15 protein-coding genes are annotated in these 13,710 nt (G+C 56.3%); 8 read left to right on the top strand and 7 right to left on the bottom strand.

Annotation, left to right across the window (positions count from 1 at the left end):
* The 8 genes from PHE17_RS20345 to PHE17_RS20310 form a co-directional block, all read left to right on the top strand.
* On the top strand, positions 1-340 hold a 340-nt coding region (locus tag PHE17_RS20345; protein ID WP_301017755.1), incomplete at its 5' end, for a hypothetical protein.
* A 93-nt stretch (positions 341-433) separates the two neighbouring features.
* On the top strand, positions 434-1,147 hold the full coding sequence (locus PHE17_RS20340; RefSeq protein ID WP_301017754.1) for an EF-hand domain-containing protein: 714 nt from the start codon (positions 434-436) through the stop codon (positions 1,145-1,147).
* Between the two features lie 87 nt (positions 1,148-1,234).
* A complete protein-coding gene (locus tag PHE17_RS20335) occupies positions 1,235-1,852 on the top strand; it encodes a TetR/AcrR family transcriptional regulator (protein ID WP_301017753.1) in 618 nt (205 codons plus the stop codon).
* Complete coding sequence (locus tag PHE17_RS20330) at positions 1,852-2,913, top strand: efflux RND transporter periplasmic adaptor subunit (protein ID WP_301017752.1); 1,062 nt, start codon at positions 1,852-1,854, stop codon at positions 2,911-2,913. Before PHE17_RS20335 ends, PHE17_RS20330 begins: the two co-directional genes overlap by 1 nt.
* On the top strand, positions 2,910-4,103 hold the full coding sequence (locus tag PHE17_RS20325; RefSeq protein WP_301017751.1) for an ABC transporter permease: 1,194 nt from the start codon (positions 2,910-2,912) through the stop codon (positions 4,101-4,103). Before PHE17_RS20330 ends, PHE17_RS20325 begins: the two co-directional genes overlap by 4 nt.
* A 53-nt stretch (positions 4,104-4,156) precedes the next feature.
* Positions 4,157-4,624: a hypothetical protein gene (locus PHE17_RS20320; protein ID WP_301017750.1), complete on the top strand. Its 468-nt coding sequence runs from the start codon at positions 4,157-4,159 to the stop codon at positions 4,622-4,624.
* A gap of 12 nt (positions 4,625-4,636) precedes the next feature.
* Entirely contained in the window at positions 4,637-5,086 is a 450-nt protein-coding gene (locus PHE17_RS20315; RefSeq protein WP_301017749.1) for a hypothetical protein, read from the top strand.
* On the top strand, positions 5,083-5,799 hold the full coding sequence (locus PHE17_RS20310) for an ABC transporter ATP-binding protein (protein WP_301017748.1): 717 nt from the start codon (positions 5,083-5,085) through the stop codon (positions 5,797-5,799). The genes PHE17_RS20315 and PHE17_RS20310 overlap by 4 nt, the downstream gene beginning before the upstream one ends.
* A 129-nt stretch (positions 5,800-5,928) precedes the next feature.
* On the opposite strand, the gene PHE17_RS20305 is transcribed toward PHE17_RS20310, so the two are convergent.
* From PHE17_RS20305 to PHE17_RS20275, 7 genes are all read right to left on the bottom strand, one after another.
* Positions 5,929-8,013 (bottom strand): DNA topoisomerase III, encoded by a 2,085-nt coding sequence (locus tag PHE17_RS20305; protein ID WP_301017747.1) that lies wholly within the window; start codon positions 8,011-8,013, stop codon positions 5,929-5,931.
* A gap of 80 nt (positions 8,014-8,093) precedes the next feature.
* Positions 8,094-8,471, bottom strand: coding sequence for a single-stranded DNA-binding protein (gene ssb / locus PHE17_RS20300; RefSeq protein ID WP_301017746.1), 378 nt, complete (start codon positions 8,469-8,471; stop codon positions 8,094-8,096).
* A gap of 36 nt (positions 8,472-8,507) precedes the next feature.
* Complete coding sequence (locus tag PHE17_RS20295; protein WP_301017745.1) at positions 8,508-8,939, bottom strand: hypothetical protein; 432 nt, start codon at positions 8,937-8,939, stop codon at positions 8,508-8,510.
* Positions 8,940-9,081: 142 nt separating this feature from the next.
* The gene (locus PHE17_RS20290) at positions 9,082-9,933 is read right to left on the bottom strand and encodes a PFL_4669 family integrating conjugative element protein (protein ID WP_301017744.1); all 852 of its coding nucleotides are present in this window, start codon (positions 9,931-9,933) and stop codon (positions 9,082-9,084) included.
* 188 nt (positions 9,934-10,121) lie between these two features.
* Complete coding sequence (locus tag PHE17_RS20285; protein ID WP_301017743.1) at positions 10,122-11,465, bottom strand: STY4528 family pathogenicity island replication protein; 1,344 nt, start codon at positions 11,463-11,465, stop codon at positions 10,122-10,124.
* A gap of 6 nt (positions 11,466-11,471) precedes the next feature.
* Complete coding sequence (locus tag PHE17_RS20280; protein WP_301017742.1) at positions 11,472-12,077, bottom strand: STY4526/YPO1902 family pathogenicity island replication protein; 606 nt, start codon at positions 12,075-12,077, stop codon at positions 11,472-11,474.
* Positions 12,074-13,710: ParB family protein (locus tag PHE17_RS20275; protein WP_363320160.1), on the bottom strand; the 1,637-nt coding region annotated here is incomplete at its 5' end. The genes PHE17_RS20275 and PHE17_RS20280, both read right to left, overlap by 4 nt.

Raw genomic sequence — 13,710 nt, 5'->3', positions numbered from 1 at the left:
AGCGGCACGGACAGGTGATGGCGCATTGATGCAGGATGCAGTGCCGTTTGCCAGCTACGATACGGATGCGAATGGCTCAATCAGCGAAGCTGAATTGGATGCCTTCCGCACCACCCGCCAAGCAGGATGGGCAACAGACGGAGCGCCAATGCGGGGACAAGGCAATTCCCCGGCATTTGATGATTTTAATCAGGGCGGCTCAGGCAATCGCTTAGGACAGGATGAAGCCCAAGATAGCGTATGGGGTGCGCAGGCTGATGGGGATGGTTTTGGTGGGCGTGGTCAAGGTGGTGGACATGGCGGCGGTAGCGGGCAAGGTCATGGCGGTCGTGGCCGATAACTATCAAGTGTTGATATAGGGCATCTCCTCTTGGGGTTGGTTACGCTACCCTAAGAGGCTAGCGTCAAATGATGAGTAATGGAGTGCATAGATATGAACACCTTATCCAATTTCAAAATGCTGGCTGCTATGCTGGCAGTCCCTTTTTCACTGGCTGTAGCTTTGTCATCTGCGTGGGCGGAAGACATTCCGGCACGCGGCCCGATCCCTTTCGCCAGCTATGATGCCGATGCCAATGGCAGTATCAGCGAAACCGAATTCAATGCTGCCCGCGCCAAGCGGACAGAAACACAGGCAGCGGCGGGTATGCCGATGCGCGGTCAAGCCAATGCCCCGGCTTTTGCTGACTTCGATACCGATAAAGACGGCAAGCTGACCCCGGCTGAACTGGCGGCAGGGCAACAATCCCAAGCGCAGAACCGCCCCGGCATGGGTGCTGGCAGAGGGGCAGGCATGGGCGCTGGTATGGCTCCCCCTGATTTTGCCAGCGTTGACACCAATGGCGACGGTTGCATCAACGCCGCAGAATTCACCGCAGGCATGGGCAACCGCCGTGCTGGAAATGGCGGTGGTGGCAATATGCCCGCGTTTGCTGATTTCGACACGGACAAAGACGGCTACCTCAGCGAAGTGGAATTGAATACAGGTCGCGCCCAACGCATGGCAGCGCAGGCAGCAGCAGGGCGGCCGCTGAAAAACGCAGCGAATGCCGAACCTTTTGCCGATATGGATACCAGCAAGGATGGCAAACTTGACCCGGCTGAGTTTGCCGCCCACCAACTGAAACATCGCCAACCCGCACAATAATTGAGGAGTGGCTTGACGGTAGGTATGTTTGATGACAGTATGTTAGCGAGTACTTACTAACATACTGTTTGAAGAAATAAAGCTGCCATGAACACTGCCGTCTTCCCCACCCGCCAACCTGCCGAAGCCCGCCAAGCCGCAATGGTGCAGGCAGTGTTGGCATTAGCGGCACAACAAGAACCCGCCAGCATCACCACCACAGATATAGCCAAAGCGATTGGTTTGAGCCAAGGTGCGGTATTCCGCCATTTCCCCAATAAGCAGGCGATCTGGCAGAGTGTGGCAGAATGGCTGGAAGCAACCTTGTTACCCTTGATCCAAACCGCTGCCCAATCCTCACCTGACCCGCTGGCAAACCTCGGCAACATTTTCCGCGCCCACCTGCAATTTGTGCAGGAAAACCCCGGCGTACCGCGCTTCATCTTCCACGAATTGCAGCAACCGGCTGATTCCCCGGTCAAGCAGCAAGTGGCGGGGATGTTGCAACGTTACGGCGGCATCCTGATCGGAGTGCTGCAACAGGCCAAAGCCCAAGCGGTGGTTGTGCCCAATCTGGATGAACGCAGTGCCGCCACCCTGTTTATCGGTTCGCTGCAAGGCTTGGTGATGCAGTCGATGCTGGCAGGGTCTTTTGCCAGCATCCAACCCGTTGCGGAAGGGGTGTTGGTACTGTATCTGCGCTCTATCCGCAAGGAAGTTGGCTGATGAAAAACCCACTGCTGAAGAAAATCTTCCTCACATTATTGGCCCTCATCCTGCTCGGTGGCTTTGGCTGGGTTGTGACCAAAAGTGGCCCACTCGCCCCGGTGCAAGTCACCGTTGCCCCCGTCACCCGCCAAGCGATTGAAGCCAGCGTGTTTGGCATCGGCACGGTGGAAGCGCGTTACACCTACCGCCTTGGCCCCACCGCTGCGGGGCGCGTTAAGCGTGTGCTCGCCGATGTCGGCGAGATGGTCAGTGCAGGGCAAACGCTGGCAGAAATGGAAGCGATTGACCTTGATTCCCGTATCCAAGCCGCTCACGCCCAACTCAAACTGGCCAGCAGCGAAAACCAACGCACTGCCAGCCTTGCCAACCGCGCACTCCTTAGCACCAGTGCCGCCGAAGCCCGCCAGCAGGATGCCGCCGTTGCCGCCGCCAACCTGCAAGCCTTGCAACAACAGCGCAGCAACTTGTCGCTGACCGCACCCGTGGCGGGCATCATCACCACCCGCGATGCCGAACCGGGCACAACCTTGGTGGCAGGCCAGCCCGTCCTCACGCTTGCCGACCCGCAAAGCTATTGGGTGAAAGCGCGTATCGACCAAAGCCTCGCCTTGGGTTTACAAGTCGGGCAAACCGCCAGCATCACCCTGCGTTCCGCCCCGCAACAGCCCTTGGTCGGCAAGCTGGTACGCATCGAACCGTTAAGCGACAGCATCACCGAAGAACGCATTGTCGGCATCACCTTTACCCCACCTCCCGCCAGCCTGTCGTTGGGGGAATTGGCAGAAGTCACCCTGCAAACTGGGCAAAAAGCCGATGCACTGGTGATCCCCAATGCCGCCCCCCAGCACTACGATGGGCAAACGGGGGTATGGAAACTCAACGGCGACAACACCCTGCAATTTACCGCTATCCAAACCGGCATCCAATCGCTGGATGGGCAGTTGGAAGTCTTGGGTGGTTTGCAGGCTGATGATGAGATTGTGGTGTACACCAGCAAGGCGCTTACGCCGACTAGCAAAATCAAGGTGGTGGAACAGTTGGCAGGCAGCAAACCATGATCAGCCTTGCCGCCCGCGACATCGCGCATTCGTGGTCGAAATACGTCCTCACGGGCATCGGGTTGGGCTTGTTGATTGGGGTTACGTTTTCGATGGCGGGCATTTTTCGCGGCATGGTGGACGATGCGCAGGTGTTGTTGCGCAATAGCCAAGCCGACATCTGGGTGGTGCAAAAAGATACCCAAGGGCCGTATGCGGAAGCCTCCAGTTTGCCTGACGATGTTTACCGCAGTGTGTTGGGGCTGCCCGGTGTGCAACAGGCGGCTAACGTCACCTATTTCACCATGCAGGTGCAGCAGCAAGGCAAGGATGTGCGCGTCATGGTGGTGGGGTTTGAAGCGGGGCAGCCCGGTGCGCCGCCGTCGTTGGTGGCAGGCCGCCACGTTACCCGTTCCCACTACGAAGCGGTTGCTGACGTGAAAGCGGGGTTTACGTTGGGCGAACGTATCCGCATCCGCCGCAATGATTATACCGTGGTGGGTTTGAGCAGCCGCACGGTGTCGTCTGGTGGCGACCCGATGGTGTTTATTCCGCTGGCGGATGGGCAGGCCAGCCAGTTCCTCAAGGACAACGATGCGATTGTGAGTGGGCGGATGCGTACCGCAGCTAACCCTGCGTTCAACCGTCCCGCCGTGCCGGGTTTGCTGGAAGCGGTGCAGGCCAGCCAGACCGTTAGCCACAACGTCAATGCGGTGCTGGTGCGGGTACGCCCCGGTTGGTCGGCGCAAACTATCGCGGCACAGGTGCAACGCTGGAAACATTTACAAGCCTACACCTACGCGGAGATGGAGGAGATTGCGGTGCAAAAGCTGATTGCCACTTCCGCCAAGCAAATTGGGCTGTTTTTGGTGATTCTGACGATTGTGAGTACCGCGATTGTGTCCTTCATCATTTACACCATGACGCTGGGGAAAATCCGCGAAATCGCGGTGCTGAAGCTGATCGGCACGCGCAACAGCACGATTGCATGGATGATTTTGCAGGAGTCCATCGGGCTGGGGCTGGTGGGTTTTATTATCGGCAAAACGGTGTCGACTTTGTGGGCACCTGCCTTCCCCAAGTATGTGCTGCTGTTGCCGCAAGATGCGGTGGCGGGGCTGCTGGTCATTATTGTGGTGTGTACCTTGGCAAGCACGATGGCGATCCGCGCTGCTTTGAAGGTTGACCCGGCGGAAGCGATAGGGGGTTAATGGGAGGTGACAGGTGTTCGCTTGATTTTTAACACGTTAGGGATGGGGTTTTTATGAAATATTGCAAACTAAGTTGGGGTCTTGTTGCGGTGTTGTCTTTTGCGGTGGCGGTATTTGCTTACAAATTTACGGCGGGTGAGGTGCAACCCTCCACTGATGGGCGACAAGAGGTCAAACTAACCAAGGATGAACGTAATGCCTTGTTGCTCGAAATGCGCAAGTGGTTACAAAGCTCACAGGCAATTCTGGCGGCAGCATCAAAACAAGACTTTGCGCTCGTAGCCAGTGCGGCAACAGCCTCTGGTATGGCTGCTGAAGCTGATACGCCCGGTTCGTTGTTTAGAAAGCTTCCCCTTGAGATGAAAAAGCTAGGGTTTGATACGCGCCAAAAGTTCGATGAAATTGCGGCTGATGCCGAGGCTATGAAAGATAGCCAGCACACCATGACACAACTAAGCACAGCGATGAATAATTGCATTGCTTGTCATGCCATTTACCGTTTTGGTGAAAATGTAGAGTAGCAGGGATTTGCAATGAATAAACGTCAAGCCATCATTATTGTCGGCGTGTTGGTACTCACCGTTGGTGGTAGTATAGCCGCATGGACATATTTACACGCTTCCCACGAAGCCGAAGCCGATGCCCATGAAACCCACAGTAATGCTGCGATGGCGTTAAACGCAGGCCGACGCTGGGACACCGATGAGCCGTTACGCACCGGAATGCAGCGTATCCGCGATGCCGCGCTCCAACAACAAGGGGTAGCGTTGGCAGCTACCACTAAGGAGCAGGTGGATTACCTGATTGCCAACTGCAAACTAGACCCCCAAGCAGATGCTGCCTTACATGGCATTATTAGCCAGTTATTGACGGGGGCGGATATGCTCAGCAAAACCCCCGAATCTCCTGAAGGCGTGGAGAAAATCAGGCACGCCCTGCACCAGTACCCCGATTATTTTAACCATCCTGATTGGCAACCATGACCGACACTCGCCCTAACAACACCCCGGCAATTGAACTGCGCGGCTTATGCAAGCGTTACGGCAGCGGCGATACGGCGGTGGATGCGCTCAAAGGCGTGGACATGCGCATTGCCCCCGGCGAAGTGGTCGGGTTGGTTGGCCCCAGCGGTTCGGGCAAAAGCACCTTGCTGAAAAGTTTGGGTGCGGTGATTGACCCGACCAGAGGACAGATGTTTTTGGGTGGGGAAGCTATTTTCGATGGGGTGTGGAAGGTCAAAGATTTGCGCACCTTGCGCCGCGACCGGATCGGCTTTGTGTTTCAAGCCCCGTACCTGATCCCGTTTTTGGACGTGACCGACAACGTGGCGCTGTTGCCGATGCTGGCGGGCAAATCCAACCGCGAAGCCCGCCGCCGTGCGCTGGAATTGTTGGAGGCGCTGGACATGGGACATCGTGCCAAAGCCAACCCGTCGCAGCTTTCCGGCGGCGAACAGCAGCGCGTGTCGATTGCCCGCGCCTTGGCAAACAACCCGCCGATTATCCTTGCCGACGAACCGACTGCACCGTTGGACAGTGAACGGGCATTGGGGGTCATGGGCATCCTCAATGCAATGGCGCAACAGCACCAGACCGCGATTATCGTGGTGACGCACGATGAAAAGATCATCCCCATCTTTAAGCGGATTTACCACATCCGTGATGGGAAAACGTATGAAGAAACGATAACCCACTAACGGTAAGGATTTTCCATGCTCCTGTTACTGGCAGAGGATGGCATCGGATTTCAGCACCAGCCCGCACGCAGGGTTGAAGCGCGAAGGTTTCGCCGTCGATGTTGCCAGCAACGGTGGGTCTTACAATGCCTAAAACTTCAGTATCATTTTACAACCCGGAAACCCACTGCATCCCCAGAAAGCCCCGAACTTGCCTTGACGTTTGAGCATGGCCTTACCGCAGGCAGGGCAGGGCTTGCCGCCCGTTTCTGGGTTTGCTGCACCAGCTTCCTGACGGTTGCTGCCCGCTGGGTTAGCTGCTGCACCAGCATTCCGGCTTGCTGCTACAGATTCCGGCTGTACAGGCATGTTGGCCCCGGCTTTGGCACGTTCCAGCACCTTCATCAGCCAGTTTTGCTGCTTGTCCATGAACTGCACCAGTGTCATTTCACCGCTGGCAATGGCATCGAGTGCCTGTTCCCATGCTGCCGTGAGTGCTGGGTCTTTCACCGCATTGGGTAGCATCCCGATCAGGGCAATGCCTTTGGGGGTGGTACGCAACTGCTTTTTCTTGCCGGTGCGCTCCAACAGTTTGCGGTTTAACAGGGTTTCAATGATGTTGGCGCGGGTGGCTTCCGTGCCAATCCCGGCGTTTTCCTTCAAGATTGCCTTGAGTTTGGGGTTTTCCACCAGCTTGGCAATGCCTTTCATGGCTTGGATCAGCGTGCCTTCGGTGTAGGGGAGTGGTGGCTTGGTCTGGCGCTTGATGCTTGCCAAATCCTGCACCAGCACACTGTCACCCTTCGCCAGTGCCGGTAATGCCTGTGCCTCCTTATCGGCTGCACCCGCTTTCCCGTCTTCTGCTCCCGGTTCGGCTTCCGGCTCTTGGTAGGCCACTTTCCAGCCTGCCACCCGCTCAACCCGCCCGGATGCCCGGAATTTGTAGTGATGGCAATCCAGCTCAATAACGGTCTGGTCGTATTCGTAGTGGGGGAAAAACTGCGCCAGATAGCGCTTGCGGATCAGGTCATACAGGAAAAATTCTTGTTCCGACAGGTGTTCGATAGTGCCGTGGGCAGCGGTGGGGATGATGCCGTGGTGGGCGGTGATTTTGCTGTCATCCCACACCTTGCCCTTGATGCTGGTGTCCGCTTGCGACACCAACCCGGACAGGTTACGGTCAGTCGCCACCAATGCCTTGAACACGGCTCCAGCATCCGCATGTTGCGATACCGGCAGGAAACCGCAGTCCGTGCGCGGGTAGGTGGTGAGCTTGTGCTTTTCATACAGGGCTTGGGCAATGTCCAGCACCTGCTGTGCACCCAAGCCCCAGCGCCGGGAGGCTTCCACCTGCAAGCCGGACAGTTCATACGGCAAGGGTGCGGCTTGGCGCTTGCGTTCGGTGTCACAGCGCAACACCGTGGCAGCTTGCCCCTTGCAGGTGTCCACCACTTCTTGGGCAAGTGCCATATTGGTACAGCGGCCTTCGTCGTCAATGCCATCCTTGCCCTTGGGTGCAACCCAGTTGGCCTTGAACACATTGGCTGCACCAGCAGGCAAACAGCTCGCCACCACATCCCAGTAATCCACTGGCACAAAATGCCTGATCTGTTCATCCCGGTCTGCCACCAGCCGCAGGGTAGGGGTCTGCACCCGCCCGACACTCAATGCCCCGCCCTTATCCCCCAGTTGCCCGCTGTACTGCGCTGCCAAAGTATAGGCGCGGCTTAAGTTCATCCCCACCAACCAGTCGGCACGGCTGCGTGCCAACCCCGCTTGGTACAGCTTTTCGGTTTCAGCACCCGGTTTCAACTGCCCCAGCGCCTTGCGGATGCTGGCATCATCCAGCGCTGACAACCACAAACGCGACACCTGCCCCCGGTAGTTGCACAGCTCCATCACCTCGCGGGCAATCATTTCCCCTTCGCGGTCAGCATCCGTGGCGATCACCACATGCCGCGCCTGCTTCAACAGGCGTTCAATCACCCGGAACTGTTTCGCCCCGGACTTCTTCACGTCCAGCTTCCACTCGGCAGGCAAGATCGGCAACGACTCCAAGCTCCAGCGCTTGTACTGCGCCCCATAAGCCTCCGGCTCGGCCTGCTCCAGCAAATGCCCAAAGCACCACGTCACCGTAATGCCTTGCCCTTGCAGGTAGCCATCCCCACGCCCACCCGCGCCCAGCACTTTCGCAATGTCCCGCGCTTGGCTCGGCTTCTCACACACGTACAGCATCAATCAACCCCTGTTTTGTTTGGTGGTTAGCCTAACACGTATGGCTGGCGTGGGTTGATGGTTGGGGTGGGGTTTAACCATCACGCTGCCTGCTTCTCAACAAACCGCACCGATTCAACCCGCAGTAAATCTAGGTCTACACTGTCGGCCTCCAGTACCAGACGGCTTTTCTCCTCCCCGGTTTCTTTATCCGCCCACGACTCCTGCACCAGCATACCAACCACTGATACCCTGCATCCTTTCACCAGCAGTTTGCCTGCCTGTTCCCCGCGCTTGCCCCAGTAACTCACGTTCAGCCAGAACCCGCCTTGCTCCTTCCAGTTATCGCCATCCTTCACCTGACGGTCAAAGTACACCCGCAGTTCACAAACGGCACGCTTCTCACCGCCTGCCACTTCCACGAATTTCAACACGGGGTCATTGCCCAAGTTGCCACGCCCTTCAAATCGGTTTCCCATATCTAAATCCTCAGTCTTGTTTGTAAAAGTCCACCATCACTGCGGTTTTAAATCCCGCATCAGCTTGCGCCATGCATTAAATTCACTTTCCAGCCGTTTCAAGCGGCTCAATTCGTACCGGACTAACCCTAACGCATGGCTCAGGTGCATCCGCCTGAGTTCAAATCCCAGCAGCTCCCGCCATTTCTCTTCCGGCAGGCTGGCTTGCAGTTGTTGTCCTACATCACAGTCCAACATAATCCGCACGCGGTTATTTGAACCTTTCGACATATCCCGCCACCGCAGCGGAATAAATGCCTTGTTCCGTTCTTGCAGCAGGGCGATAGGTGTCCCGTAACCGAATGCTTTGGAACATTCCTGTTTCAGCACCTTGGCGTCTTCGAGCAGTGCCGCTTCGATGTCTTCCAGCCGCCCCATTTCTGCCCGGATACCCTTGATGCCGTCAAACGGCAAACCGTATAAACCCATAACAACCTCCCTTCACTAACTTCCCCTGTTCTTGCCACTAACCAATGGGTAAGGGCGGCATCCTTGTTTTCACCCACTCGCCCTTACCCTTAAAGGCCCTTTAGGCGATGCTAAGTTGCACACCCGCAAGATTGCACACCGGCTAAGCAGTACCCTCCGCAATTAGCACATCACCATCCGCTGGTGCAGTACGTACCATTTGTTGCCCTGCCTGCGGACTTGATGCAACCCCGGATGGTGAAAACTTCGCCCGTCTGGACTTGTCCAATATGCCGTCTGGCACATCCCCCATTATCTCCGCCGCCTTTCGCGCCAGTTCCGTCCCCGCCGCCACATCCGCACGGCTTACATACGTCTGGCGGTAACGTGCTGTTGACTCAAACACCCTGCGGATTACTTTTGCTGCATCATTGAGTAATACGTTCGCCATTTCTTGGTCGATTAGGGACGTATGCCGTGCCGTCAGCACCATGCGCACCAAAGTGTCGTATTCGGTGATTACCCGCGCCACCCAGTAGGCATGGCTGGAGGCAAAGCCAATGGATACCCGCATCGGGGCGAGCGATTCAGCCACTTGAATATCCAACAACGGGTTTGAACCCAACGTCCGCTGGACATTGGCTTGCTGCTTTTCTATGAAGGCTTGTGCTGCTTCCAGCTTTTCCTCTAGCAGCACCATCGTCCAATCTGCCCACGGGTCATCTTCCTTCGCAGCCGCTGCAATCTGACCAAGGTACTTGCTGAACTGCATCAACCCCATTACCCGGTTGGGGCGCTCCGGTGTCGGTTCACGCCCGGTCAGCAACAGTTGTGCTTGGCGCGTCTGGATAGTAATTTTCACGTCACCACGCAATGCCCCTAATTGCCCCGTCCGCGCATCAGCCATACTGCTGACCGGAAGCAACGCAGTCCCAACCGGAGCGTCCGTAGCCGCATCCTGCCCACTGAACATCTGCATCAGCCTTTTCCGTGCATCTTCTTTACCGCTTGTCATGTCATACCTCGTTTTGTTGTTGCTTCAGAACCTTAATTTCTGCCCACATGATCCCGGCAGAATTGCTTGGCTAATTTATGACCAGCGTTTCCGGCGGAAACGCTGGCTAATTTCTGTTCATCTGATTCCAGTAGAATCACTGGCCCAGTTTTTGTGGTTTTGGGCTTCCATCAGGGCTTTACCCTGCCTCAGTGCAATACCCGTCCCTGCATCTGCTTCATTTCTGTATAGCGCTGGCTTATTGCCTTCCACTGCCCTTCAGCTTCCAATACTGCCCCAGCCAAACTGCTGTCCCGTTCAGCCAACTGCCTCAGGCGCTTGGCTTCTGCGCTGGCATTGGACAATTGGCACGCCAGCGTCTTCAATGCGCGGTCAATCGCCTCCGGCGTTTGTGGCAAGGTATCGGGGTTATCCGGCGGGGTAGGCACGATGGTGGGTACAGGGTTTAACTTGCCCGCTACAGCAAGTTCGCAGAGTTTGCGGGCATAGGGCAGGATACCGAACCGGAATGGCTGCGCTTTACCATCAGCGATGGCTGATAATTTGGCTGCCAGCGCATCCAGTACAGGTTGGTGGTGTTGATGGGGGATTGTCCCCAGTTGCAACCTGACCAATCCCTTGTCGTTGCTGGTCAGGTTGGTAGGCCATGCCAGTACAGTTGCTGTACTGCCCCCTGCCTCCGTAGTTACTACAGGGTCAGTAGTAGTATTCTCTTCTTTCTTTAAATACTTACTACTACTACGCGGTACAGTTACTGTACTTAGTGTTTCCGGGGCGTTTTTCGCTGGGTACACTAACTGTACTTGGTCGATTTTGTTATTGGACAACAATGTTTTGGCTTTCAGGTAACACCCATCGGCGATTTCTATGATGCTCTCGGCGCTCAAGGCAAAGAATGGGCTGGATGGCTTTTCACCAATGACTGTCAGGGCTGCACTTTCCATCGCTTGGATGCGGCGGGGGATTGGCATCTCCAGTTGGGTGATGTCCTCACCCGCCCGCAATTGCGCCCGCATGTCTGCCAACACCCTGCCTGCAATGGCAATGGCGCGGCGGTGGCGGGTGTGCTTGCCATCAGCACTCCCTTCCAACCAGTCGATATAGTAGTCATCCAATTCCAAGGTTTCCGCCAATTGCAGCGGTTCGTCATGTAAGGCGTAAATGTTGCCCCTGACCCGTCCATTGGCGTCACGTAGCCTTGCCTTGCAGACGGTCAGCCAACGGGTGGAACGCAAGATGGATATGCTGCGGGCAATGGTGGCTTTGGAGCCGACATTGCAACGTAACATCAATTCCCTGTAACTGGGGAAGGCGGTGACGGAATCCCCACTGGCTGCTGCCAGCTTGACCGCTGCCCATACGTTGCGGTCTACAGGTTCCAGTACGGGGTCTTCAAACAGCAGGCGCGGGAACACCAATTGCGGGTTCCCCAAGAATAGCAGCCCCTCAGCCGATGGCTTGCCGTCCCGGTCTAGCAGGGTGGAACTGCTGCGTTCCACCATCTGTTGCAGATAAGCCTGCATCCCTTGCATCGGCGGCTACCCCTTGGCCTTGCGCTTGGCAGTGCCACGCTGTTGGATGGCGTTCTGCCAATCCTGCACCAATCCCCACAGTACCCGGTAGGGTTGCCCGCTGGTTTGGTGCAAATGCAGGAAACCTTCAACAGTGACTGGCTTGCCGATCATTTCCCATTCCCGGTACAGGTTGGCAGCACCAAGCTCATCCATCGGTGGGCTGGTATTGGCAGTGCCGTCCATGCCCAATGCTTTGCGGATGTCGCTAAACGTCTGGCTGTTGATGCCCAACAGTGTCTTGAGCATGGATAATGATGCACCACCTTGGATAAGTTGCCGCACCAGCGCATCCTGCCCTGTTTCCGCCTCCCACGCGGCTTGTTCTGCCAACACCAGCCGCTCAAAAGCCATCGGGTCGATGTTTACTTGGGAACAGTAATCCAGTTGTTTTAGCGCTGAAACCCTCAGCAAGCCCTTGATTCTGCTTTGGATACGATCCTGCAAAAGTTTGGGCAAACCACCCAGCCGTTGCTGCTGTGCGGCATCCAGCCGTTTCTCGGTGACACGCGAGACAGCAGCCAGCACTTGGCGGATGTTGGGGGTATTCCTAGTATCCCTGCCAGTGCTCATGCCGCGATCTCCCATGCGCTGGCGTTACCTGTTTCTTTGCCATGATCCAATACGGCAGCAATGATGCTGTTGGTGTTACGGATCAGTTCAAAGGCCCATTCGAGTTGTTTGTCAGGTAATTTTTGCCACCAACCCCACCCGCGAAACTTGGGATGGAGAATAGGGTGGACTTTTTGTAGCACAGCAGGGTTGCGCATCACACTATCCGCTGGGACGTGTTGCTCCAGCAGTTCAGTCGGGCAACTGCTTCTCGGTGCATGGTCGTCAGCAAAGGTGGAGCTGACCTCAACCAAAAACCACCAGAGGTTGGCAGCGTGCATTAGCACCAAGTTGGCTTCATGCTTTTCTTCATGGTTATATTTTTCGTTGTCTGCACCATTCAGGCGTTCCCACAGTGGTGCTGTGTATTCTGGGCTGAACACGTCATGGAGAATGAAACCGTAGCCAATGTTCAGTTGGGTGATGGATTGGCTTCCTTGCGGCACATAGCCATCCGCCAAGTTGCAGGCGAGTTGGTAGTTGCGTTCCCGCAGCCTGCCAACCTTGTCCGTCCAACGTCCATTGCCTTCTATCACCACGTCTTTTCGCTGGGGTATCCAGTTGTCTAGACCATCATCATCGTCAAGGCTACTGCCCCACGGCATATTGCCCCCACCACCTTCGATGCGGATTCCAGCATCATCGGCAGGTTTGGGGGCTAGGGTGGCGGCTGGTTTGTCTGATGGCCCATTACCGCCCAACAAATCATACTGGTTTAACGGTGCATAGGCTGGGGCTGCTGTGGATTGGGGGATTGGTTCCGGTTCACGGGTTGGTTCTGTCGCTTTCAGTTCCTTGCCATCCAGCGCCATCTTGAAGCTGGCTTGCACTGCGTCACGGTCTGTACCTTGTGGCAGTGCCGCCAGTACCCGTAGCCGTACCGCCGCTTCGGCAATCTCGTATGTCCATGACTCACCGTCGCAGCCGGATAGTGCGGGGGCAAACACCGCATCGCGGAACTGTTGTTCTATGCCATACCTATCGCCGTGGAAACGCCAGACGGCTAGTGCCGCCTTCTCCAGCTTCGCCAGCTTTTCCAACTGGTCTTTCCCAACGCCAGATTTCAATGCAGTGGGGATAAACCCATTCAGCTTGGCGGCATAGTCCAATTTGGACATCATGCCAATGCTGATGGGGTAGCCCCGCTGCCTAAAAACGGCCTCCAGTTTACGTAGCGACAGCGTTTCCCCCAATTCAGCCTCAAATTTTGCCTTAGCATCCTGCACTGCCAATGCCCGGTCAATGAACGTCATCCCGCCCCGCAAGTCATTTTCCCGCAGGTGCGCAATCAAGGCGTCGGTATCGGAAACGAAGGGGTGGAACTCACAGCGGACTTTCAGGAACCGCTGGTCTTTAGTTTCCGCCCACAGCTCTTTCAATACCCGCAAGCGGGTATTGCCACCTTTATAGATAGTGTAGTGGCCTACCGGGTCATCCGGTCGGCGGCTGATCGGCAGAGGGTTGTCCAAGCCGGTGTCCCGGATGGATTCCTTGATTTCTTGGTACTTCTCATTTGGGGAACGCCGGGGGTTCCCGGCAAAAAATGAAATCCGGTCAACATCCACCACCATCGTCGTGACCTGTATCGGGTCGC

The organism is Thiothrix sp. (genome assembly GCF_028714775.1).
Classification (GTDB): Bacteria; Pseudomonadota; Gammaproteobacteria; order Thiotrichales; family Thiotrichaceae; genus Thiothrix.
The sequence above is the reverse complement of the archived record's forward strand: the minus strand, read 5'-3'. Positions and strand labels throughout refer to the sequence as shown.

Bases quoted from the DNA above. Each gene is read 5' to 3' on its own strand.
- PHE17_RS20340 (WP_301017754.1), top strand. From the start codon at position 434: ATGAACACCTTATCCAATTTCAAAATGCTGGCTGCTATGCTGGCAGTC.
- PHE17_RS20335 (WP_301017753.1), top strand. From the start codon at position 1,235: ATGAACACTGCCGTCTTCCCCACCCGCCAACCTGCCGAAGCCCGCCAA.
- PHE17_RS20330 (WP_301017752.1), top strand. From the start codon at position 1,852: ATGAAAAACCCACTGCTGAAGAAAATCTTCCTCACATTATTGGCCCTC.
- PHE17_RS20325 (WP_301017751.1), top strand. From the start codon at position 2,910: ATGATCAGCCTTGCCGCCCGCGACATCGCGCATTCGTGGTCGAAATAC.
- PHE17_RS20320 (WP_301017750.1), top strand. From the start codon at position 4,157: ATGAAATATTGCAAACTAAGTTGGGGTCTTGTTGCGGTGTTGTCTTTT.
- PHE17_RS20315 (WP_301017749.1), top strand. From the start codon at position 4,637: ATGAATAAACGTCAAGCCATCATTATTGTCGGCGTGTTGGTACTCACC.
- PHE17_RS20310 (WP_301017748.1), top strand. From the start codon at position 5,083: ATGACCGACACTCGCCCTAACAACACCCCGGCAATTGAACTGCGCGGC.
- PHE17_RS20305 (WP_301017747.1), bottom strand. From the start codon at position 8,013: ATGCTGTACGTGTGTGAGAAGCCGAGCCAAGCGCGGGACATTGCGAAA.
- ssb (WP_301017746.1), bottom strand. From the start codon at position 8,471: ATGGGAAACCGATTTGAAGGGCGTGGCAACTTGGGCAATGACCCCGTG.
- PHE17_RS20295 (WP_301017745.1), bottom strand. From the start codon at position 8,939: ATGGGTTTATACGGTTTGCCGTTTGACGGCATCAAGGGTATCCGGGCA.
- PHE17_RS20290 (WP_301017744.1), bottom strand. From the start codon at position 9,933: ATGACAAGCGGTAAAGAAGATGCACGGAAAAGGCTGATGCAGATGTTC.
- PHE17_RS20285 (WP_301017743.1), bottom strand. From the start codon at position 11,465: ATGCAAGGGATGCAGGCTTATCTGCAACAGATGGTGGAACGCAGCAGT.
- PHE17_RS20280 (WP_301017742.1), bottom strand. From the start codon at position 12,077: ATGAGCACTGGCAGGGATACTAGGAATACCCCCAACATCCGCCAAGTG.